This window comes from Stenotrophomonas sp. 63632_Sma (assembly GCF_056482875.1).
Map to the genome: position 1 here is coordinate 1,673,715 of NZ_CM151220.1, position 21,841 is coordinate 1,695,555.

Genomic DNA, 21,841 nt, shown 5'->3' on the forward strand with positions numbered 1-21,841 from the left:
GTCCATGGGGGCTCGATGGCGCCATCCATGGCGCCAACGGTCCCGCCTGCCCACACCGCCCTGCCTCTGACAGGTTCCGGGTGCCTGCCGGGGTCGGATCCCTCTGCCGTGCAGAGGGATCCGACCCCTGAATCTGTCCGTGCGGGCGGGAGGCGCTAAAATGGCGGGATGATCGCCAATACCGCTGCCTATCATTTCGCCGTCATCGACGCTCCCCAGGCCCTGTGCGACCAGTTGCTGGCGCGTGCCGAGGCGGCGCAGTTGCGGGGCACGATCCTGGTGGCGGGCGAGGGGCTGAACCTGTTCCTGGCGGGTGCGCCGGAGGCGGTCGAGGGTTTCTACGCGGCGCTGCGTTCTGACGTGCGGTTTGCCGATATGCGGGTCAAGACCAGCTTCAGTGAACATCAGCCGTTCGCGCGGCTGAAGGCCAAGGTGAAGGACGAGATCATCAGCTTCCGCCGTGACGACGGTCAGCCGCTGGACTATCCGCGGGCGCCGGCGGTCGATCCGGCCACGGTGCAACGCTGGTTGCGGCAGGGGCATGACGACGCCGGCAAGCCGGTGGTGATGCTCGATACCCGCAACCTGCAGGAAGTGGAGTACGGCACCTTCAAGGATGCGCTGGTGCTGCCGATTCACAAGTTCACCGACCTGCCCGAGGCGCTGGCGCCGCACCGCGAGGCGCTGAAAGACAGCACGGTGGTCAGTTTCTGCACCGGCGGCATCCGCTGCGAGAAGGCCGCGCTGTGGATGGTCAACGACGGCATGGACAACGTGCTGCAGCTGGACGGTGGCATCCTCGGCTACTTCGAGGAGGTGGGCGGCGAAGGCTACGAAGGCCGCTGCTTCGTGTTCGACGAGCGCGTGGCGCTGGATGCCGAACTGAAGCCAATGGTCGACCAGCCGCTGCCGGAGCCGCGCCCCAGCGCGTTCTAAGCCGGGACGTCGATTCCCCGGTAGAGCCGGCCGCTGGCCGGCTGCGAAGCGATCTACCTGCATGCCGGCCAGCGGCCGGCACTACCAATCGCGCTTGGCGCGGATCAGGGCACCCCGGATCGGTCCGGCGGGCCCTGAACCCGTCCCACGGGAATCAGCATCCCGCCACCGTCACTGGCCGCCGCGCCCGACCGACCCCATGCATGGGGGATCCTGTGACGGAAAACCGCTGATGATCCCGTTGTCGATCCTTGACCTGGCCCCGGTCTGCGAGGGCAGTGACACCACCGCTGCCTTCGCCAACATGCTGGAACTGGCCCAGCACGCCGATGCGCTGGGCTACCGCCGCTACTGGCTGGCCGAACACCACAACATGCCTGGCATCGCCAGCGCGGCCACCGCCGTGCTGATCGGTCACGTGGCGGGTGGCACAAAGCGCATCCGCGTCGGTGCCGGCGGCATCATGCTGCCCAACCATGCGCCGCTGCAGGTGGCCGAGCAGTTCGGCACGCTCGCCTCGCTTTATCCGGACCGCATCGACCTCGGCCTGGGCCGTGCGCCGGGCACCGATCAGCCGACCGCGCGTGCACTGCGCCGCTATTTCGACAGCGCCGACCAGTTCCCGCAGGACGTGCGCGAGCTGCTGCATTACTTCGAACCGGTACAGCCCGGGCAGGCGGTGCAGGCGGTTCCGGGTGGTGGCCTGCGGGTGCCGACCTGGATCCTCGGTTCCAGCCTGTTCGGTGCGCGCATGGCCGCGTCGATGGGCCTGCCATACGCGTTCGCCTCGCACTTCGCACCCGACGCGATGGATGAAGCCCTTGCCGTGTACCGCCGCGAGTTCCGCCCCTCGGCCACGCTGAAGCAGCCGCACGCGATGCTGGCCCTGAACGTCGTTGCCAGCGACAGCGAAACCGAATCGCGGCGCCTGTTCACCAGCCAGCAGCAGAGTTTCGTGAACCTGCGTCGTGGCCGACCAGGCAAGATTCCGGCACCCATCGACGACATCGAGTCCTTCTGGGAGCCGCACGAAAAAGTGGGCGTGGAGCGGGCACTGGCCTGCACCGTGCTGGGGGATCCGCAGCAGGTGGCGGAAGGCATCGCCGCGTTTGTCGAGCGCCACAAGCCGGACGAGCTGATGCTCACCGCCAACCTGTATGACCACCGTGCGCGCCTGCGCTCGTTCGAACTGGCGATGCAGGCCTGGCACGCCCGCCACGCGGGCTGAACAATTGCGTCACGGCCCATTGCGGCCGAACCGCGTCTGATGGGGGCTCATATCGAAGGAGCCCCCACATGGCCGACACCCGCGCCGAACACATTGCCCAGCTGGCAGAACTGATCAAGGACGTGGAGGTGGCGATGTTCACCACCACCGGCGTCGACGGCCGCCTCTACAGCCGGCCGCTGGCCACCCAGCAGGTCACCTTCGACGGTGATCTGTGGTTCGTCATCACTGCTGACAGCCCGAAGGTGGCCGAGATTGCGCTCGACCCGCGCGTCAACGTGGCCTATGCCTCGCCATCGAAGAACACCTATGTGTCGGTGGCCGGGCGCGCGCGCGTGGTTGATGATCGCGCGAAGATCGAGGAACTGTGGTCGCCAGCGATGAAGCTGTTCTTCCCGGGCGGCAAGGACGACCCGAACCTGCGCCTGATCCTGGTGCGCGCCGACTCGGCCGAGTACTGGGATGGACCGGGCACGCTGCTGGGCACAGCGCTGAGTTTCGTGTTGTCGGCAGTGCAGGACGAACCGGCGGCGTTGGCCGACAACGGATTCATCGACCTTCGGTGATGGCCGATGTCCGGTATTGGTAGTGCCGGCCGCTGGCTGGCAAACCTGGAAACGTGGCAGCCGGCCAGCGGCCGGCTCTACCGGATTCCGGCTCAGAACCAGCGCTGGAACAGTTCCACCGTGTAGCCCACCAGCTGCCCCGAACTGAAACCGAAGAACGCGATCGCCGCCAGCGCCGCGATCCAGTTGAACAGCATCAGCGCGCCATCGCGTTCCAGCAGTGCCAGCGAGAACAGCAGCAGCTGGAAGCCGAACAGGAAGTTGGTGAAGGGAATCGGTAACGACAGCAGCAGGCCCAGCAACACCAGCAGCAGGCCGCTGAAGGCATGCGCCGGCAGCGGTGTCAGCAGCTGCGGCAGGCGCGGTTTCAGCATCTTGTCCAACCGCCGCAGCGGGCGGTCGATGCGGTCCAGGAAGCGGTGCATGGTGCCGCGCTTGGGCCCGCGGCGGGCGATGAAGCCGGGCAGCCACGGCCGGCGCAGGCAGAACAACATCTGCAGGCCGATCAGGATCACCAGCGGGCCGCTGACCGCGCCGCCCATGCCCGGGATCGGGATGAACGACGGCAGGATCGCCACGAACAGGAACACGCCGAACGCGCTCTGCTGCAGGTTGCACAGGATCTGGCCGAGCGGCATGTGCTCGGCCGGGTCGCCGGAGGCGAACATCTCCAGCAGGGTGCGGATGCCCTCGTTACGGTAGGCCGGGCGCTCAACGCCCGGACCCTGGCCGGCCTCAGGCGGTGAGCTCATCGGCCTGCTCGTCGGACAGCGTGCGCAGCAGCAGCTTGTCCACCCGCGCACCGTCCAGGTCGACCACCTCGAAGCGCCAGCCGGCCCAGTCGAAGTACTCGCCCGCGTGCGGGATGCGGCCGAAGTAGTGGATGCACATGCCGGCCAGCGTGTAGTAGTCGCCATCCTCGGCATCGGGCAGGTCGTTGCTGCCGATCAGCTCGCGCAGGTCCTCGATCGGCAGCGAGCCGTCCACCAGCAGCGAGCCGTCCTCGCGGGTCACCACCAGCGCATCTTCGTCGGCATTTTCCACTGCCTGCAGGCGGCCGACCACGGCGCCCATCAGGTCGCTGATGGTCACCAGGCCCTGGATCTCGCCGTACTCGTCCACCACCAGCGCCATCGACTGCTGTTCCTCGCGGAAGATCTCCAGCAGCTTCATCGCGTGGGTGGATTCAGACACGTACAGCGGTTCGCGCAGGGTCTGGAACAGCGCGTTGTCGCCGCGCGCCATGCGTGTGGCCAGCGATTTCAGTTCAAGCACGCCGACCACGTCCATGTCGTTGTCGCGCAGCACCGGGTAGCGCGAGAACTCGTGCTCGGCCATGATTTCCAGGTTGCGCTCCAGCCCAGCCTGGGTATCCAGCCAGGCGATACGGTTGCGCGGGGTCATCAGGCTGTCGGCGGTGCGGTCGCCTAGGCGCATGACGCGGTTCATCATGTCGCGCTCGTGGGCGTCGATCACACCGGCCTCGTGGCTCTCGGCCACCAGCATGCGGATCTCTTCTTCAGTCACCGAGGCGACTTCATCCTTGCCCAGGCCGAACAGGCGCAGCACCAGCTGGGTGGTCTTGGACAGCAGCCAGACGAAGGGCAGGGCCAGCTTGGCCAGCCAGCTCATCGGCATCGCCACCAGGCCGGCAATGGCCTCCGAGCGGGTCAGTGCCAGGCGCTTGGGCACCAGTTCGCCGAAGATCAGCGTGATGAAGGTGATCAGGCTGACCGCCAGCGTGGTACCGACGTTGCCGGCGTAGGCAAAGCCCGGCATCAGGCCCTGGATCCAGCCGGCGAAGGCTTCACCCAGTGCTTCACCGCCGAGGTAGCCGGTCAGCACGCCGATCACGGTGATGCCGATCTGCACAGTGGACAGGAAGCTCTCCGGCTTCTCCGACAGCTCCAGCGCCTTGGCGGCACGCTTGGAGGTGGCGGCCATCTGCTTCAGGCGGCTCTTGCGCGAGGTCATGACCGACATCTCGGACATGGCGAAGAAGCCGTTCAGCAGAACAAGCGCGAAGACAATCAGGATCATTTCAAACACGGGCGTCGTCCCCGGTTGGTGGCAGGGAGGGCGGGTGCTTGCGATGGCGGCTGGCGCTCAGGAACAGGGTCCGGCGCGGCGCAGGGGGGTAAGGGTCGTCGTCCATAAGGTGCGCCCGAAGGCGCGCTGGCATCTTAGCAAAGGGGCGTGGCAGGGTGGCAACCGCCTGTTCAGGTTGGGGCTTCCAGAGCCCCGGAAGGGGGCAGGGATACCCGTGATGGTCATCTAGCCGTCATAATTCCGTCTGGTGCCGTCCTTCCCGCGACGGCTGACAGGTTTCTCAATGTTCTCTCTGCAGACCATTTTCGGTTCCGGCAAACAGTTCTACACCCTGCTCGATGAGGCTGCCGTCGCGGCTTCCGACGCCGCCAAGGCGCTGCATTCCATGCTGCGCGAGGCCGACCGCCAGCCCGCGCTGGACGCGTTCAAGCTGGCCCGCCTGCGCGAACGCGCGGCCTCGGACAAGATCAGCCAGGCGCTGGTGGACAGCTTCATGACCCCGATCGAGCGCGAAGACATCGAAGCGCTGGGCTCGGCGCTGTACAAGATTCCGAAGCAGATCGAGAAGTTCGCCGATCGCTATTCGCTGGCCACGACCCACCTGGAGCACATCGACTTCGCGCCGCGCGCGGCGATGCTGGAACAGGCTGCCGGCGTGGTGGTGGAGATGGTGGCCGACCTGCGCCACATGAACCTGGACCGGATGACCGCTCTCAACGAGAAGCTGCGTTCGCTGGAGAACGAGGCCGACCGCCTGATGCTCGAGCTGTACCGCGACATCTACTCGGGCCGCCTGGACAACCTGCAGATGTTCCTGCTGAAGGAATTCTTCGAGATCCTGGAAAAGGCCATCGACCGCTGCCGCGAGGCCGGCGTGGTGGCGTACCAGATCGTGTTGAAGAACAGCTGACGGACGCCGCCGCATGTTGACCCTTGTCCTGGTGGTGATCCTGGCCGCGCTCGTCTTCGAGTTCATCAACGGCTTCCACGACACCGCCAACTCCATTGCCACCGTGGTGGCGACCAAGGTGCTCTCGCCCGGCTGGGCGGTGATGCTGGCCGCCTTCATGAACCTCATCGGTGCACTGACCGGTACCGCGGTGGCGCTGACCATCGCTTCGGGCCTGCTCAACACCAACGTGGTCGACGTCACCCCGCAGGTGATCCTGTGCGCCCTGCTGGGCGGCATCATCTGGAACCTGATCACCTGGTGGAAGGGGCTGCCTTCCTCGTCCTCGCACGCCCTGATCGGTGGCCTCTGCGGCGCCGGCCTGGCCGCTGCCCACAACAACTGGGATGCCCTGATCTGGTCCGAGCGCCTGGGCAGCTGGGCGCAGAACAAGGGCCTGCTGTGGAAGGTGTTCGTGCCGATGATCACCTCGCCGATCGCCGGCTTCCTGCTCGGCATCGTGGTGATGGTGCTGCTGTGGGGCCTGATTGCCGGCCTGGCCAAGATCGGTGGTGCCATCGGTCGTCTGGCCCGCCCGCGCATCGTCAACGCCTTCTTCGGCAAGGCGCAGATCGCCTCGGCGGCCTACATGGGCTTCGCCCACGGCCACAACGACGCGCAGAAGACCATGGGCATCATCGCCATGACCCTGATCGGCGCTGAAGCCACCGGCGCGCTGGACAACCTGCCGTCGTGGCTGGCCTTCATGCACCCGGACGCCAGCGCCGGTGACGGCATCGCGATGTGGATCGTGCTGACCTGTGCGGTGGTGATGGCGGCCGGTACTGCCTCGGGCGGCTGGAAGATCATCAAGACCCTGGGTCACAAGATGGTCAAGCTGCACCCGATCCACGGCTTCGCCGCGGAGACCAGCTCGGCCACCATCCTGACCCTGGCCGCCCACTTCGGCATGCCGGTCTCGACCACGCACAGCATCTCCACCGCGATCATGGGCGTCGGCTTCGCCAAGAACCCGCGCTCGCTGAAGTTCGGCGTCATCGAACGCATCGTCTGGGCCTGGATTCTGACCATCCCGGCTGCCGGAGGCTGCGCGTACCTGATCCTGAAGCTGTTCGAACTGTTCGGCTGGACCTGATCGCCACGCCAAGGTTGCAAACGAAAAAGCCCGCCGGTATTCGGCGGGCTTTTTCATGGGCAGAGAATTCTTCCGGACACATCGTGTCGACCAAGGTCGACACCTACCAGAGCAGAAACAGGGATCCGCCCCCGTGCCGACCAACGGTCGGCACCCACCAACAGCCGCAGGAACCTGTCAGCGGCGGGGTGGGATGGGCAGGCGGGGGCGCAGAGCGCTATGGGCCCGGGGCATGCGCCGGGCGGGTTGGGCAGGACGCCCAACCCCGGTCTTGCCGTGTGCGCAGGACAGCGCACAAGAGCAAGGCGCTCTACGAGGCACGCAGGAGCAGTTTTTGCCGTCCCCCGCCTGCCCATCCCACCCCGCCAACCCACGGAATGCCAGCTCTTGCTGTTGCAGTGGCAGTTGATCCCCAGCGGGTGCCGGGCCGCAGGCCCGGCCACCACCACCACCCTCAGTTACGCTGGAACAACGCCTGCACATCCCTGCGGAACGCCGCCTGGCTGTCCACCCGGCTGTAGAACATGTGCCCGCCCGGATAACTGCGCACCTGCACCCGGTCCGGATTGCTGCCCATCGCCGGCATCTGGTCCACCGTCAGGATCGACCCCATGAACGGGCACGACAGATCATTCCAGCCATGCACGATCAGCACCTGCAGATGCGGATCGATCGCCACCGCCTGCCGCAGCTGGGTCACCGCGCCCTGGCGCAGCTCGCCGTTGCGGTCCCACAGCCGGTTCACGTCGTAGTTCAGCGCCTGGTAGCGTGCATCCACCTTCCAGCCAACCACCCGCGTCACGAAGTCGACCATCGCCGTGGTGGTCGGCGCGATGATGCTGTCCAGCAGCGGATCGTTGGCGCGCTGTTCCGGATCATTCGGGAACGGATCGAACGCGGTCACGTTGGAGTCGTAGCGGCTGCCCAGCGTGCCCTTGTCGCGGAACACCTCACGCAGATAGGCCTGCGTCTCCAGTCGGCCACCGGCGCGGCGCACGAACTGCGGGTCCAGCCCGGTCAGCTCGGTCACCCGGCGCAGCATCGCCTCGGTCGCCTGCGGATCGCTGCGGCCCTTCATCAGCGCAGTGGCGTAGTCGCCGCGGGTGTATTCCACCACGTCGCGCATCGCCGCATCGGTCAGTTTGCCCTGGCGCTCCAGATGCGCTGCAGCGATCGACGGCAGCGTCTGCATCCACGCCATCGGCGAGACATCGGCGTTGTCTTCCAGGGTCGGGCTCAGGTACGGCGACACCAGCACCAGGCCGTTCATCGCCACGCCCAGGCGGGTCTGCAGGAAGTGGGTGATGCGCGGGCCGCGGTAGCCGCCGTAGCTCTCGCCGGTCAGGTACTTGCGTGCACCCATGCGCTGGTTGCGCAGCAGCCAGTCGTAGATCGAGCGCGACAGGTATTCGATGTCGGCGCTGGGGTTGTACAGCTGCTTCTTCGCTTCGTCATCGCCGATGCGTGCACGGCTGAAGCCAGTGCCGACCGGGTCGATGAACACCAGGTCGGTGAAGTCCAGCCAGGTGCCGGGGTTGTCGTGCAGAGTGGCCGGCGCCGATGCGCTGTCACCCTCCGAACCAAAGGTGACCACCTTGGGCCCGATCGCGCCCATGTTGAGGTAGACCGACGATGCACCCGGGCCGCCATTGAGCGCGAAGGTCACCGGCCGGTCCTTGCCCGGCATCGTATAGGCGGTGAACACCACATCGGCGATCACCTTGCCCTTGGCATCGCGCACCGGCAGGGTGCCGACGGTGGCGGTGTAGTCCAGGGTGCGGCCGGCCAGGCGCATGCTCTGGCGGGCTGACGCATCGGCGGGCAGCGCGGGCGCTTCGGTCTTGTCGTCTTTCGGATCGGGCTTGGCCTCGGCGTCGGGCGCGGCCAGCACGCTGGCTGGGGCGATGAGCAGGCCGACGCAGAGCGCGGCAGTGTGCAGCAGGGACTTCATGGCACCGGATCGGCAGCGGAAGGGGGTTCCGATGCTAGGCCGGTGGAGGGCAGGCCGTATGTGTCCAAAGGCATGGCCGCGCGTCGAGGCCGCCACTGGCCAGATTGGGTCAAGCGGGCAGGGGTGTGCGCACGTCGTCGTCAGCCAGCAGGCCGTATACCGCCGAATCGGACAGTTCGCCCTGGATGCGCCAGCGCTGCCGCAGCACGCCCTCCAGGTGGAAGCCCAGCCGTTCAAGCACGTGTGCCGAGGGCCGGTTGCGCGGGTCGACTTCGGCTTCCACGCGATGCAGGCGCAGAGTCTGGAACAGGTAGTCCAGCAGATGCTGCAGCGCTTCGTGCATGTAGCCCTGGCCTTGCCTGTCGGGGGCCAGAAGGTAGCCGATCTCGGCACGAGCGGCATCGCGATCCAGGGCGAACACCACGCAGATGCCCAGCAACGGGCCATCCAGCGTTTCGCGCACGGCCAGCTTGAGCTGGGTGCCGGTGGCCTGTGCCGCCAGGTCATCGTCGATCTGCGCGCGCGCTTCGGCCGGTCGTGTCCACGCCGGGTGGTTCCAGAACCGCATCACGTCCGGATCGGACTGGATCGCGAACAGGGCGGCCGCATCGTCGCGGCGGATCGGGCTCAGGACCAGGCGCGCGCTGTGCAGCGGCAGGCCCGGGAACAGCAGCGAGTGGCTGGCCAATACGATGGTCCACACAGATGGACGCGCATTATGGCGCCGCCGGGTTTGCCGATGGGGGCGTAATGCCAAGGGCACATGAACCGGCATTACCGGGCGATGGGGCCAGAGCCGTTTCCCTGCAGGAAACGGATCCGGCCCCGCGTCGGGTCAGACTTCCAGCGAAGCCAGATCGCCCTTGCTCTCCAGCCAGCCCTTGCGGTCGGAGGCGCGCTTCTTGGCCAGCAGCATGTCCATCAGCGAACGGGTCTGCTCGCCGTCGTCCACGGTCAGCTGCACCAGGCGACGGGTGTCGGGGTGGATGGTCGATTCACGCAGCTGTGGCGGATTCATCTCGCCCAGGCCCTTGAAGCGGGTGACGTTGATCGCGCCCTTGATCTTCTCGCGTTCGATCTTGTCCAGCATCGAGCGCTTCTCTTCTTCGTCCAGGGCATAGAACACCTGCTTGCCCACATCGATGCGGAACAGCGGCGGCATCGCCACGAACACGTGGCCGGCATCGACCAGCGCCGGGAAGTGCTTGAGGAACAGCGCGGTGAGCAGGGTGGCGATGTGCAGGCCGTCCGAGTCCGCGTCGGCCAGGATGATGACCTTGCCGTAGCGCAGGCCAGCAATGTCGTCCTTGCCGGGGTCGCAGCCGATGGCCACGGCCAGGTTGTGCACTTCTTCCGACGCCAGCACGCTGTTGGAGGACACTTCCCAGGTGTTGAGGATCTTGCCGCGCAGCGGCAGGATCGCCTGGAAGTCCTTGTCACGCGCCTGCTTGGCACTGCCGCCTGCCGAGTCACCCTCCACCAGGAACAGCTCGGTGCGCGACAGGTCCTGGCTGATGCAGTCGGCCAGCTTGCCGGGCAGGGCCGGGCCCTGGGTGACTTTCTTGCGGACGACCAGCTTTTCGGTCTTCAGGCGCGCGCTGGCGCGCTCGATGGCGATCTGCGCGATCTTCTCGCCCAGCTCCACGTTCTGGTTCAGCAGCAGGCTGAACGCATCGTGGGCGGCGCCTTCGATGAAGCCGGCGGCCTGGCGCGAGGACAGGCGTTCCTTGGTCTGGCCGCTGAACTGCGGGTCGGTCATCTTCAGTGACAGCACGAACGACACGCGGTCCCACACGTCTTCCGGGGCCAGCTTGACGCCACGCGGCAGCAGGTTGCGGAAGTCGCAGAACTCGCGCAGCGCCTCGGTCAGGCCGGTGCGCAGGCCGTTGACGTGGGTGCCGTGCTGGGCAGTGGGGATCAGGTTGACGTAGCTTTCCTGCACCAGCTCGCCTTCCGGCAGCCAGGCCACGGCCCAGTCCACGATCTCGGTGTCTTTCTTCAGGTTGCCGACGAACAGCTCGGCCGGCAGCATCTCGCGATCGCCCAGCTCCAGCTTCAGGTAATCGCGCAGGCCGTCTTCGTAGTACCAGGTATCAACTTCACCGGTGGCCTCGTCGGTCAGCTTCACGGTCAGGCCCGGGCACAGCACGGCCTTGGCGCGCAGCAGGTGCTTGAGCGCGCGCACCGCGAACTTGGGCGTGTCGAAGTACTTCGGGTCCGGCCAGAAGCGCACGCGGGTACCGGTGTTCTTCTTGCCGACGCTGCCGACCACTTCCAGCGGGGTGGCGCGGTCGCCGTTGCGGAAGGTGATGCGGTGTTCGGCGCCTTCGCGCTTGATGTGCACTTCCACCAGGGTCGACAGCGCATTGACCACGCTGACGCCGACGCCGTGCAGGCCGCCGGAGAAGGTGTAGTTGTTGTTGCTGAACTTGCCGCCGGCATGCAGGCGGGTGAGGATCAGCTCGACGCCCGGGATCTTCTCTTCCGGATGGATGTCCACCGGCATGCCGCGGCCGTCATCGCTGACCTCCACGCTGCCGTCCTTGTACAGGGTGATCTCGATCGAGCGGGCGTGGCCGGCAAGGGCCTCGTCCACCGAGTTGTCGATCACTTCCTGCGCCAGGTGGTTCGGGCGCGCGGTGTCGGTATACATGCCGGGACGGCGCTTGACCGGGTCAAGGCCGGACAGGACTTCAATATCGGCGGCGTTATAACGGGCGTTCATCTGTCTTCGAAAGCTTGGAGCGACGGGCAAGTGTGGGGTCTGGCACGGGATTTTGCACGCCTGCGGTTCAGTCTCGGCGACGCAGAGGGGGTAAAATGGCAGCTGCTGGAATCTGAACACCGGCGACCCCCGTTGGGTCGAAACATCCAAGCCATACCGCGAGGAGGACCTCATGAAGAAGTTGCTGACCATTGCGATCCTGGCCGCTGCCGCCGTTGCAGTGCCGCTGGTGGTGGCGCAGAACGCCGGCCAGCCGGCCCCGCAGCAGGGCGACCAGGCCGACAAGGCGCAGGCCGAGGCCGATGCCAAGGCCAAGCGTCGGGCCCAGGCCAATGCCGAAATGAAGGCGCAGGGCCAGCCGGCCCCGCAGCAGGAAGAGGAAGAGGAAGCGCGCAAGAAGCGCTGATCCCGCCCCCTGCCAGGCGCCCTTGCGACAAGGGTTGCGCTCCGGAACGCCCCGCTTTGCGGGGCGTTTCTTTTTAGTGGCGTGCCATCTGCCTCTTGGGTTGGCGGCCATCAATCTGTAAACTATGGCTTTCCGGGAGTAAGTGCGTGTCCACCATTTGCGAATGGGCTGGAGCGGCCAAGCGTGGCTTCCAGCATGGCGGGTCGCAGGTGACGGTCGATTTGACCGGCACGGCCACCCCGACCTCGCACGGTGGTCCCCGTCCGGCGCCTGCCGCCGCACGGATCAGCACCTCCCTCGCTGTCCCAGCGAACCGGAAAACCCCCTCTGAGCACCATGCCCGCCCTCCGGGTGCGCGTGGTGCTGCCGTTTTCCATTTCCAGACAGGATGCTTGCAGCCATGACTCCCTTGATTTTCGTAACCGGCGGCGTGGTGTCCTCGCTCGGCAAAGGCATTGCCGCCGCGTCGCTGGCCGCCATTCTCGAAGCCCGTGGCCTGAAGGTCACGATGATGAAGCTCGACCCGTACATCAACGTCGACCCGGGCACCATGAGCCCGTTCCAGCACGGTGAGGTCTACGTCACCGACGACGGCGCCGAGACCGACCTCGACCTGGGCCACTACGAGCGCTTCGTGCGCACCCGCCTGAGCCGCAAGAACTCGGTCACCACCGGTCGTATCTACGAGAACGTGATCCGCAAGGAACGCCGCGGCGATTACCTGGGCGCGACCGTGCAGGTCATTCCGCACATCACCGATGAAATCCGCCGCTGCATCGACGAGGCCACCGAAGGCTACGACGTGGCGCTGGTGGAGATCGGCGGTACTGTCGGCGACATCGAGTCGCTGCCGTTCCTGGAGGCGATCCGCCAGGTGCGCACTGAGCGTGGCCCGGAGAAGGCACTGTTCATGCACCTCACCCTGGTGCCGTACATCGGCGCCGCCGGTGAGCTGAAGACCAAGCCGACCCAGCACTCGGTGAAGGAACTGCGCTCGATCGGCATCCAGCCGGACGTGCTGCTGTGCCGTTCGGAACAGGCCGTGCCGGATTCGGAGCGCCGCAAGATCGCCCAGTTCACCAACGTTTCCGAGCGCGCGGTGATCAGCGTGCCGGACGTGGACGTCCTGTACCGCATTCCGTCGGGCCTGCATGCGCAGGGCCTGGACGAGATCGTGGTCAACCAGCTGAAGCTGGCCGACAAGGTCGGTCCGGTCGATCTGTCGATGTGGGAAGACGCGGTCGATGCGACCCTGCATCCGCTGGACGAAGTGACCATCGCCGTGGTCGGCAAGTACGTCGATCACCAGGATGCCTACAAGTCGGTCGGCGAAGCGCTCAAGCACGGCGGCCTGCGCCAGCGCACCAAGGTCAACCTGAAGTGGCTGGAAGCACAGGACCTGGAAGGCACCGACATGGCCGCACTGGCCGATGTCGACGGCATCCTGGTGCCGGGCGGCTTCGGTGACCGTGGTTTCGAAGGCAAGGTGCTGACCTCGAAGTTCGCCCGCGAGCAGCACGTGCCGTACTTCGGCATCTGCTACGGCATGCAGGCGGCCGTCGTCGATTACGCCCGCAACGTGGTCGGCCTGGAAGGTGCCAACAGCACCGAGAACGACCGCCAGTCGCCGAACCCGGTGATCGGCCTGATCACCGAATGGCGCACGGCAACCGGTGACGTCGAAAAGCGTGATGACAAGAGCGACCTCGGTGGCACCATGCGCCTGGGCCTGCAGGAACAGCGCCTGAAGCCGGGCACGCTGGCCCGTGAGCTGTACGGCAAGGACGTGGTTGCCGAGCGCCACCGCCACCGCTACGAGTTCAACAACCGCTACCGCACCCAGCTGGAAGATGCGGGCCTGGTGATCGCTGGCAAGTCGATGGACGACACCCTGGTGGAAGTGGTGGAGCTGCCGCGCGATGCGCACCCGTGGTTCCTGGCCTGCCAGGCGCACCCGGAATTCCTGTCCACGCCGCGTGACGGCCACCCGCTGTTCATCGGTTTCATCCGTGCCGCACGCGAGCGCAAGGCCGGCGGCAAGCTGCTGCAGGAAGCCCGCGCCTGACTTGTGATGGGGGCCGCCGGCCCCCATCTTGCACGCTTCAACCCCCAGCGCACCGGCCCGGCCGGTGCCGCGGACAACAAGGAAACGCCATGAAACTGTGTGGATTCGAGGTCGGGCTGGACCAGCCCCTGTTCCTGATCGCCGGCCCCTGCGTGATCGAGTCGATGCAGCTGCAGCTCGATACCGCCGGCAAGTTGAAGGAAGTCACCGACAAGCTCGGCGTCAACTTCATCTTCAAGTCCAGCTTCGACAAGGCCAACCGCACTTCGGGCACCGCATTCCGCGGCCCGGGCATGGAAGAGGGCCTGAAGGTCCTGGCCGAGGTCAAGAAGCAGATCGGCGTGCCGGTGCTGACCGACGTCCACGAATACACCCCGATGGACGAAGTGGCCTCGGTGGTGGACGTGCTGCAGACCCCGGCGTTCCTGGTCCGCCAGACCGACTTCATCCGCAAGGTGTGCTCGGCCGGCAAGCCGGTCAACATCAAGAAGGGCCAGTTCCTGGCGCCGTGGGACATGAAGCCGGTCGTGGAAAAGGCCAAGGCCACCGGCAACGAGCAGATCATGGTCTGCGAGCGCGGTGCCAGCTTCGGCTACAACAACCTGGTCAGCGACATGCGTTCGCTGGCGGTGATGCGCGATACCGGTTGCCCGGTGGTGTTTGACGCCACCCATTCGGTGCAGCTGCCGGGTGGGCAGGGCACCAGTTCCGGTGGCCAGCGTGAGCACGTGCCGGTGCTGGCCCGTGCCGCCGTGGCGGTGGGCATCTCCGGCCTGTTCGCCGAGACCCATCCGGACCCGTCCAAGGCGCTGTCCGATGGCCCCAATGCATGGCCGCTGGACCAGATGGAAGCGCTGCTCGAGACCCTGATGGAACTCGATGCGGTGACCAAGAAGCACGGCTTTTCGCGCTTCGCGTGAGTCGTGACCCGTGGCTGGCGCTGGAAACCCAGCGTCACCGCCGGCACTGGAAACAGTGGCCCTGGGGCGTGATCGCACTGGGTCTGGCCGTGCTGTTCACCGTGGGCATGTTCGGGCTGGTACTGATCGGCGCTGCGTCGGTGCGGCCCCCCGGTGATGGCAGCAGTGCGCTCGATCTGCGGGCGTACTTCATTGCGCTGCTGATGGCGGAGCTGCTCGGTGCGGTGGGATGCGTCGCTGCCGCTGTGCTGGCCTGGCGGCTGAATCGCGGCAAGGTCACGGCTGGCCTGGCGATCATCCTGCTCTCGCTGTGGCTGGGCGCCCTGTTCTACGGATTGCTTTGATGAATACGACCACATCGGCGCGTGGCTGGCCCTGGGGCCTGATCGCCCTGGGGCTGTCCGTGTTGACCTGGATCGCCCTGGTGGTGGGCGTGCTGGCCTTCACGTCCGGTTTCCGGCCGCCGGGGGATGGAAACAACGGCGTGCAGGCCACGCAGTGGTGGCTGCTGGGCGCGCTGGTCACGATGGTGCTGTCCTTCCTGGGCAGTCCGGTGGCGATGGTGCTGGCCTGGCGACGGCGGCGTGGCCCCATCCTGGCAGCGATTGCCGGTGCATTGCTGGTGATGCTGGTGTCGATGATCCTGATCGTGATCGGGTCCAGTTGGGGCTGAGGCCGCCCACGCCATTTGGCAAGTGGCGGGCAGCCGGGGATAATCACGCGGCATTCGTTTTGTCGCCCCCTCTCCATACAGGTAACCGGCCCGACCATGAGTACGATCCGCAGCATCCACGCCCGTGAAATCCTCGACAGCCGTGGCAACCCCACGCTGGAAGCCGAAGTCATCCTGGAGGACGGTTCGTTCGGTCGTGCCGCGGTTCCCTCCGGCGCCTCGACCGGCACCAAGGAAGCGGTCGAGCTGCGTGACGGCGACAAGACCCGTTACCTGGGCAAGGGTGTGCGCAAGGCTGTCGACAACGTCAACACCACCATCGCCAATGCGCTGAAGGGCTTCGAAGCCACCGACCAGGCCGGCCTCGACCGTCGCCTGATCGACCTCGACGGCACCGAGAACAAAGGCCGCCTGGGCGCCAACGCGCTGCTGGGTGTTTCGATGGCCGCCGCGCACGCCGCCGCTGCATCGAACAAGCAGGCGCTGTGGCAGTACCTGGCTGCCAAGACCGGCGTGACCCCGTCGCTGCCGGTGCCGATGATGAACATCATCAACGGCGGCGCGCACGCCGACAACAACGTCGACTTCCAGGAGTTCATGGTGCTGCCGGTCGGCTTCACCTCGTTCTCCGAAGCGCTGCGCGCGGGCACCGAAATCTTCCATTCGCTGAAGTCGGTGCTGAAGGGCCACGGCCTGAGCACGGCGGTCGGCGACGAAGGCGGCTTCGCACCGGACTTCCGCAGCAACGTCGAGGCGCTCGACACCATCCTCGAAGCGATCGGCAAGGCTGGCTACACCGCCGGTGAAGACGTGCTGCTGGGCCTGGACGTGGCCTCCAGCGAGTTCTTCGAAAACGGCAAGTACAACCTGGTCGGCGAGAACAAGCGCCTGACCTCCGAGCAGTTCGTCGACTTCCTCGCCGACTGGGCCGCGCAGTACCCGATCATCACGATTGAAGATGGCCTGGCCGAGAACGACTGGGCCGGCTGGAAGCTGCTGACCGACCGCATCGGCAAGAAGGTGCAGCTGGTTGGCGACGACCTGTTCGTGACCAACCCGAAGATCTTCCAGGAAGGCATCGACTCGGGCACCGCCAACGCGATCCTGATCAAGGTCAACCAGATCGGCACGCTCAGCGAAACCCTGGAAGCGATCGCGATGGCCGACCGCGCCGGCTATGCCGCCGTCGTCTCGCACCGTTCGGGCGAAACCGAAGACACCACCATTGCCGATATCTCGGTGGCCACCACCGCCACCCAGATCAAGACCGGCTCGCTGTGCCGCAGCGATCGCGTGGCCAAGTACAACCAGCTGCTGCGCATCGAGGAAGCCCTCGGCGCCGGCGCGCGTTACGCCGGTCGTGACGCGTTCGTTTCGCTGAAGCGCTGAGCCGATGCGCGACTGGCGCTGGATGCTGCTGGTGCTGGCCCTGCTGCTGGGCTGGCTGCAGTACCGCTTCTGGTTCGGTCCGGGCAACTCGGGTGAAGTGATGATGCTCGAAGCCCAGGTCGCCAACCAGGAGCGGGACAATGAGGGTCTGCAGCAGCGCAACGACGCGCTCGCTGCCGAAGTGAAGGACCTCAAGGAAGGCCAGTCCGCCATCGAGGAACGCGCGCGCAGCGAGCTGGGCATGATCAAGCCTGGCGAGAAGTTCTACCGTGTGGTCGAGGATGCGCCGGTCCACCCGGCGCAGCCTGCTGCCGGCGTCACTGCCCAGGCGGGCGAACACCCGGCAGACGTGCCATGAGCGCGGCGATCTGGGTCGTTGTTCCTGCGGCCGGCCGTGGCACCCGCTTCGGTGCACCGCTGCCCAAGCAGTACCTGCAGGCGGGCGGGCAGATCCTGCTCGCCCACACGCTGGACGCGCTGCTGGCGCACCCCGCCGTGGCCGGAGCGATGGTGGTGATCGGCCAGGACGATGCCGACTGGCCGGGCTGGAATGAGTGGTCGGGCAAGCCGGTGCTGACCTGCATCGGCGGCGCGACCCGTGCCGCCTCGGTGCTGGCCGGGTTGCAGGCGCTGCCGGACACCGTGCGTGCCGATGAATTCGTGCTGGTTCACGATGCTGCACGGCCGAACCTGTCGCTGGCCGATCTCGGTCGTCTGCTTGAAGTCGGTCGTGCCGACCCGGTCGGGGCGATCCTGGCTGCGCCGGTGCGCGACACCCTCAAGCGCGCTGGCGACGACGGCGGCATCGATGGCACCGAGCCACGCGAGCGCCTGTGGCGCGCACTGACGCCGCAGCTGTTCCGCCGCCACCAGCTCAGCCGCGCGCTGGCCGACGCAGCGGCCGCCGGTGTTGACGTCACCGACGAGGCCATGGCCATGGAGCGCCAGGGCCAGCGCCCGCTGCTGGTGGAAGGCAGCGAGGACAACTTCAAGGTCACCACCCCGGCCGATCTGGACCGGTTCGAATTCGTACTTTCCCGCCGCGCCGGCTGACCGTCCGCGCGGCCCTGTTGCAAGGGTTGCATCCATGAGCACCGCACCGTTCCCGCCCGTCCGCATCGGCCAGGGCTACGACGTCCATGCCTTCGGTGAAGGCGATCACATCATGCTCGGCGGCGTGAACGTGCCGCACAGCTGCGGCGTGCTCGCGCACAGCGATGGCGACGTGATCCTGCACGCCCTGTGCGATGCGATGCTCGGCGCGCTGGCGCTGGGCGATATCGGCCAGCATTTCCCGCCGAGCGACGACCGCTGGAAGGGCGCCGACAGCAGTGATTTCGTTCGCCATTGCGACAGCCTGCTGCGCGAGCGTGGCTGGCGCGTCGGCAACACCGACATCACCGTGATCTGCGAGCGTCCGAAGGTCGGCCCGCATTCGCTGGCGATGCGTGAGCGCATCGGTGGGTTGCTGCAGTTGCCGCTGGATGCAGTCAGCGTCAAGGCCACCACGTCTGAGAAGCTGGGCTTCACCGGCCGTGGCGAAGGCATCGCCGCACAGGCGGTGGTACTGCTGGTGGCGGCATGATCCCGCTGCCGTTGGCGTTTGGTGCACCGTTGCTGACGGCGCGCATCCGCACCACGCCGGATGATTTCCAGGTTGACGAACTGCCGGCCTTCGAGGCGACCGGTGAAGGCGAACACCTGCTGCTGCACATCCGCAAGCGTGGTGCCAACACTGTGCATGTGGCCAAGGTGCTGGCCAAGTGGGCAGGCCTGCCGGAAATGGCGGTGAGCTACGCCGGCATGAAGGATCGCCATGCGGTCACCACCCAGCGTTTCAGCGTGCACCTGCCCAAGCGCGTCGCGCCGGACCTGGCCGAGCTGGCCAGCGACGAGATCGAAGTGCTCGAAGCCACCTGGCACAACCGCAAGCTGCAGCGTGGCGCACTGGCCGGCAACCGCTTCAAGCTGGTGCTGCGCGAGGTGCAGGGTGATGCTGCAGCGATCAGCGAGCGCCTGCAGCAGATTGCCGAGCGCGGCCTGCCGAACTGGTTCGGCGAACAGCGCTTTGGCCGCGACGGCGGCAATGTGCCGGCGGCACTGGCGATGTTCGGTGGCCGCCGCATGCGCAAGGACCAGCGTTCGCTGCTGCTCTCTGCAGCCCGCTCTGCGCTGTTCAACCGCGTGCTGGCCGCGCGCGTGGAGCAGGGCAACTGGGATCAGCCGCTCGATGGCGAAGTGTGGATGCTTGATGGCAGCCGCAGCGTGTTCGGCCCCGAGCCGTACACCGACGTGCTGGCCGAGCGACTGGCGCGTTTCGACATCCATCCCAGTGCACCGCTGTGGGGCGAAGGCGAGCTGCGCAGCACCGACGCAGCACGTGAGCTGGAGCTGGCCGCGCTGGACGACGACGAGTCAAAGGCACTGCGGGCCGGCCTGGAAGACGCACGGCTGAAGCAGGAGCGCCGCGCATTGCGCCTGCGCCCGGCGCTGCTGCAGCACCAGTGGCTGGCCGACGACGTGCTGGAGCTGTCATTCGCGCTGCCGCCAGGCTGCTACGCCACCGCCGTACTGCACGAACTCGGCCCCGTCGAAGACGCCTCGCAGGCCTGACAGAAAAAGGGGACGGAGGGAATTAAGTCGTTTGTGGCACAAACGACTTAATTCCCTCCGTCCCCTTTTTCATCTGCGCGCCAGCAGCACCAGCACCGCGCCGGTGCCGCCTTGTCCGGTCGGCGCCGAATGGAACGCCAGTACGTCGTTGCGCAGCCGCAGCAGGCGATCGACCAGATTCTTCAGCACCGGTGCACCGCCATCGGACTGCAGGCCCTTGCCGTGGATGATGCGCACGCAGCCATAGTCGTGTGCATGCGCTTCCAGCAGGAACTGGCGCAGCAGCGCCTCCGCCTGCGACGCAGTGGCGCCGTGCAGGTCCAGCTCGTCCTGCACCGAGTACTGGCCACGCTTGAGGCGCTGGAACAAGCGTGGTGGCAGGTTGTCGCGGCGATAGCTGGCCACGTCGCCGGCTTCCAGCGGCGTGCTGTCGCGCAGCAGTCGGGCGAATTCGCCGGCGGCTTCGGCCTCGTCACGTTCGGCCATGCGCGCGCGCGGCTTCGGCCGGGGCGCGGCAGGCGCCGGCTCGGCATCCTTGCGCAGCGGCGTCACTTCGCCGATGGCCGCACGGAACAATGCGGCCGGATCTTCGTCTTCAGGGTGCGACATGCGCACAGGGTAAACCGCCGGCGCAGCTCTGCCTATGACGGTTCGATGTCGGTCATGACCGCCGACAGGGTAGGACCGGCGGCTCGCATGCGGCACAATAGACGATGCCCTTGCAGGGTCGACGGCTTCCGCAGGGGAGTACGACGGTCCCGCCCACACTGCACGGTGACGGAATCGAATTCTTGGAAAATCAAGCGGTTAAATCGAAGATGCGAATCCTGGTCAGTAACGACGATGGCGTCGACGCCGCAGGCATCCGGATGCTTGCTTCGGTGCTGCGCGAGGCCGGACACGAAGTCACGGTGGTCGCGCCCGACCGTGATCGCTCCGGCGCCAGCAATTCGCTGACCCTGGACCTGCCGATCCGCCTCAAGCGCATCGACCATTACACCGTCTCGGTGGCCGGCACTCCGACCGACTGCGTGCACCTGGCGCTGACCGGGCTGCTCGAGTTCGAACCGGACATTGTCGTGTCCGGCATCAACAATGCCGCCAACCTCGGCGATGACGTGATCTACTCCGGCACCGTCTCGGCGGCGATGGAAGGTCGCTTCCTCGGGCTGCCGGCGGTGGCGGTCTCGCTGGTTACCCGCAACCACGATCCGAAACACTTCGAGACCGCCGCGCGCGCTGCCGTGGAGATCGTTGCCCGGCTCAAGGCCGATCCGTTGCCGGCTGACACCATCCTCAACGTCAACGTGCCTGATCTGCCGTGGAGCGAGGTCGAGGGCTTCGAGGTCACCCGCCTCGGCAACCGCCACCGCGCCGAAGGCTGCATCGCGCAGAAAGACCCGCGCGGCAACGAGGTGTACTGGATCGGCCCGGCCGGCCGTGAGCAGGACTCCGGCCCCGGTACCGACTTTCATGCAGTGCGCACCGGGCATATCTCGATCACCCCGATCCAGGTCGACCTGACCCGCTACCAGGCACTGGAGAAAGTGGCCAGCTGGGTCGGCGGCCTCAGTGCCGCGCTGGACCGGCCGGCATGAGTCCACGCCTGCGCCTGCAACCGGAAGCCGTCGGTATCGGCATGACCTCGCAGCGTGTGCGTGACCGCCTGGTCGACCGCCTGCGCGAAGCCGGCATCGTTGACGAGCCGACCTTGAATGCGATCCGGGTGGTGCCGCGCCATCTGTTCATTGATGAGGCGCTGGCGTCACGGGCTTACGAAGACACTGCGCTGCCGATCGGCCACGGCCAGACCATCTCGCAGCCCTGGGTGGTCGCGCGGATGACCGAGGCGGTCCTCCAGGTCGCGCCGAAGCGGGTGCTGGAAGTCGGCACCGGTTCCGGTTACCAGGCCGCCATCCTCGGTGCGCTGGGCCTGGAGGTCTACACCGTGGAGCGAATCGGTGATCTGCTGCGGCAGGCCCGCAAGCGCTTCCGTGCGCTGGGCATGAACATCCGCACCAAGCATGACGACGGTCGCGTCGGCTGGGCCGAGCACGGTCCGTTCGATGCCATCGTGGTTACTGCGGCGGCGCCGGCACTGGTCGACGCCCTGATCGAGCAACTGGCCGAGGGCGGCCGCCTGGTGGCGCCGGTCGGTGGCCCCGGGGCGCAGTCGCTGGTACAGCTGGACCGCAAGGCCGACGGCAGCATCGAACAACACGTGCTGGCGCCGGTCACGTTCGTGCCGCTGCTGTCTGGCATGCTCGACTAATCC

The 21,841-nt window shown here is 66.7% G+C and carries 23 protein-coding genes; 17 read left to right on the forward strand and 6 right to left on the reverse strand.

The genetic code is table 11. The features are described 5' to 3' along the window. The first annotated feature begins 168 nt into the window (after positions 1-168). The 3 genes from ACZK45_RS07780 to ACZK45_RS07790 all read left to right on the forward strand — a co-directional run bounded on the left by ACZK45_RS07780 (position 169) and on the right by ACZK45_RS07790 (position 2,730). Complete coding sequence (locus ACZK45_RS07780) at positions 169-936, forward strand: sulfurtransferase (protein ID WP_005408988.1); 768 nt, start codon at positions 169-171, stop codon at positions 934-936. A gap of 232 nt (positions 937-1,168) precedes the next feature. After that, a complete protein-coding gene (locus ACZK45_RS07785; protein WP_478445646.1) occupies positions 1,169-2,164 on the forward strand; it encodes an LLM class flavin-dependent oxidoreductase in 996 nt (331 codons plus the stop codon). A 68-nt stretch (positions 2,165-2,232) separates the two neighbouring features. Then, positions 2,233-2,730 carry a pyridoxamine 5'-phosphate oxidase family protein gene (locus ACZK45_RS07790; RefSeq protein ID WP_121503766.1) on the forward strand — a complete coding sequence of 166 codons (498 nt, stop codon included), beginning with the start codon at positions 2,233-2,235 and terminating at the stop codon, positions 2,728-2,730. A 92-nt stretch (positions 2,731-2,822) separates the two neighbouring features. Here ACZK45_RS07790 and ACZK45_RS07795 read toward each other — a convergent pair whose 3' ends face one another. Then, positions 2,823-3,482: an exopolysaccharide biosynthesis protein gene (locus tag ACZK45_RS07795; RefSeq protein ID WP_032128944.1), complete on the reverse strand. Its 660-nt coding sequence runs from the start codon at positions 3,480-3,482 to the stop codon at positions 2,823-2,825. Continuing rightward, on the reverse strand, positions 3,466-4,770 hold the full coding sequence (locus tag ACZK45_RS07800; RefSeq protein ID WP_049462710.1) for a hemolysin family protein: 1,305 nt from the start codon (positions 4,768-4,770) through the stop codon (positions 3,466-3,468). Before ACZK45_RS07800 ends, ACZK45_RS07795 begins: the two co-directional genes overlap by 17 nt. A 292-nt stretch (positions 4,771-5,062) precedes the next feature. Between ACZK45_RS07800 and ACZK45_RS07805 the strand changes: the two genes are divergently transcribed. Further along, on the forward strand, positions 5,063-5,689 hold the full coding sequence (locus ACZK45_RS07805; protein WP_004152833.1) for a DUF47 domain-containing protein: 627 nt from the start codon (positions 5,063-5,065) through the stop codon (positions 5,687-5,689). Positions 5,690-5,702: 13 nt separating this feature from the next. Next, the gene (locus ACZK45_RS07810) at positions 5,703-6,824 is read left to right on the forward strand and encodes an inorganic phosphate transporter (protein ID WP_478445647.1); all 1,122 of its coding nucleotides are present in this window, start codon (positions 5,703-5,705) and stop codon (positions 6,822-6,824) included. A gap of 454 nt (positions 6,825-7,278) precedes the next feature. Here the strand turns inward: ACZK45_RS07810 and ACZK45_RS07815 are convergent, their stop codons facing one another. From ACZK45_RS07815 to parE, 3 genes are all read right to left on the reverse strand, one after another. Further along, entirely contained in the window at positions 7,279-8,775 is a 1,497-nt protein-coding gene (locus tag ACZK45_RS07815; protein WP_478445648.1) for a S10 family peptidase, read from the reverse strand. Positions 8,776-8,884: 109 nt separating this feature from the next. Then, on the reverse strand, positions 8,885-9,463 hold the full coding sequence (locus ACZK45_RS07820) for a GNAT family N-acetyltransferase (RefSeq protein ID WP_049421510.1): 579 nt from the start codon (positions 9,461-9,463) through the stop codon (positions 8,885-8,887). Between the two features lie 147 nt (positions 9,464-9,610). Continuing rightward, complete coding sequence (parE, locus tag ACZK45_RS07825; protein WP_019338185.1) at positions 9,611-11,500, reverse strand: DNA topoisomerase IV subunit B; 1,890 nt, start codon at positions 11,498-11,500, stop codon at positions 9,611-9,613. Positions 11,501-11,672: 172 nt separating this feature from the next. Here parE and ACZK45_RS07830 point away from each other — a divergent pair, with 172 nt between their 5' ends. From ACZK45_RS07830 to truD, 10 genes are all read left to right on the forward strand, one after another. Continuing rightward, on the forward strand, positions 11,673-11,906 hold the full coding sequence (locus ACZK45_RS07830; RefSeq protein WP_005416022.1) for a hypothetical protein: 234 nt from the start codon (positions 11,673-11,675) through the stop codon (positions 11,904-11,906). Between the two features lie 400 nt (positions 11,907-12,306). Then, positions 12,307-13,971 (forward strand): CTP synthase, encoded by a 1,665-nt coding sequence (locus ACZK45_RS07835; RefSeq protein WP_032130113.1) that lies wholly within the window; start codon positions 12,307-12,309, stop codon positions 13,969-13,971. Positions 13,972-14,060: 89 nt separating this feature from the next. Then, the gene (kdsA, locus tag ACZK45_RS07840; RefSeq protein ID WP_014036736.1) at positions 14,061-14,891 is read left to right on the forward strand and encodes a 3-deoxy-8-phosphooctulonate synthase; all 831 of its coding nucleotides are present in this window, start codon (positions 14,061-14,063) and stop codon (positions 14,889-14,891) included. Then, positions 14,888-15,235 carry a hypothetical protein gene (locus ACZK45_RS07845; protein WP_125895670.1) on the forward strand — a complete coding sequence of 116 codons (348 nt, stop codon included), beginning with the start codon at positions 14,888-14,890 and terminating at the stop codon, positions 15,233-15,235. The genes kdsA and ACZK45_RS07845 overlap by 4 nt, the downstream gene beginning before the upstream one ends. Beyond that, positions 15,235-15,564: a hypothetical protein gene (locus tag ACZK45_RS07850; RefSeq protein ID WP_049400376.1), complete on the forward strand. Its 330-nt coding sequence runs from the start codon at positions 15,235-15,237 to the stop codon at positions 15,562-15,564. Before ACZK45_RS07845 ends, ACZK45_RS07850 begins: the two co-directional genes overlap by 1 nt. Positions 15,565-15,660: 96 nt before the next feature. Continuing rightward, the gene (gene eno, locus ACZK45_RS07855; protein WP_032130116.1) at positions 15,661-16,953 is read left to right on the forward strand and encodes a phosphopyruvate hydratase; all 1,293 of its coding nucleotides are present in this window, start codon (positions 15,661-15,663) and stop codon (positions 16,951-16,953) included. Positions 16,954-16,957: 4 nt separating this feature from the next. Continuing rightward, positions 16,958-17,311, forward strand: a complete 354-nt coding sequence (gene ftsB / locus ACZK45_RS07860; protein ID WP_032130117.1) for a cell division protein FtsB — start codon at positions 16,958-16,960, stop codon at positions 17,309-17,311. Next, positions 17,308-18,006, forward strand: a complete 699-nt coding sequence (gene ispD / locus ACZK45_RS07865; protein ID WP_478445649.1) for a 2-C-methyl-D-erythritol 4-phosphate cytidylyltransferase — start codon at positions 17,308-17,310, stop codon at positions 18,004-18,006. Before ftsB ends, ispD begins: the two co-directional genes overlap by 4 nt. Before the next feature lie 34 nt (positions 18,007-18,040). After that, positions 18,041-18,538, forward strand: coding sequence for a 2-C-methyl-D-erythritol 2,4-cyclodiphosphate synthase (gene ispF, locus ACZK45_RS07870; RefSeq protein WP_253144637.1), 498 nt, complete (start codon positions 18,041-18,043; stop codon positions 18,536-18,538). Further along, a complete protein-coding gene (truD, locus tag ACZK45_RS07875) occupies positions 18,535-19,566 on the forward strand; it encodes a tRNA pseudouridine(13) synthase TruD (RefSeq protein ID WP_293798400.1) in 1,032 nt (343 codons plus the stop codon). Before ispF ends, truD begins: the two co-directional genes overlap by 4 nt. A gap of 69 nt (positions 19,567-19,635) precedes the next feature. Here the strand turns inward: truD and ACZK45_RS07880 are convergent, their stop codons facing one another. Beyond that, on the reverse strand, positions 19,636-20,175 hold the full coding sequence (locus ACZK45_RS07880; RefSeq protein WP_032130120.1) for a Smr/MutS family protein: 540 nt from the start codon (positions 20,173-20,175) through the stop codon (positions 19,636-19,638). A gap of 209 nt (positions 20,176-20,384) precedes the next feature. Here ACZK45_RS07880 and surE point away from each other — a divergent pair, with 209 nt between their 5' ends. Further along, entirely contained in the window at positions 20,385-21,164 is a 780-nt protein-coding gene (gene surE / locus ACZK45_RS07885; protein WP_180837497.1) for a 5'/3'-nucleotidase SurE, read from the forward strand. Continuing rightward, positions 21,161-21,838, forward strand: a complete 678-nt coding sequence (locus tag ACZK45_RS07890; protein WP_010485977.1) for a protein-L-isoaspartate(D-aspartate) O-methyltransferase — start codon at positions 21,161-21,163, stop codon at positions 21,836-21,838. Before surE ends, ACZK45_RS07890 begins: the two co-directional genes overlap by 4 nt. Positions 21,839-21,841: the final 3 nt, after the last annotated feature.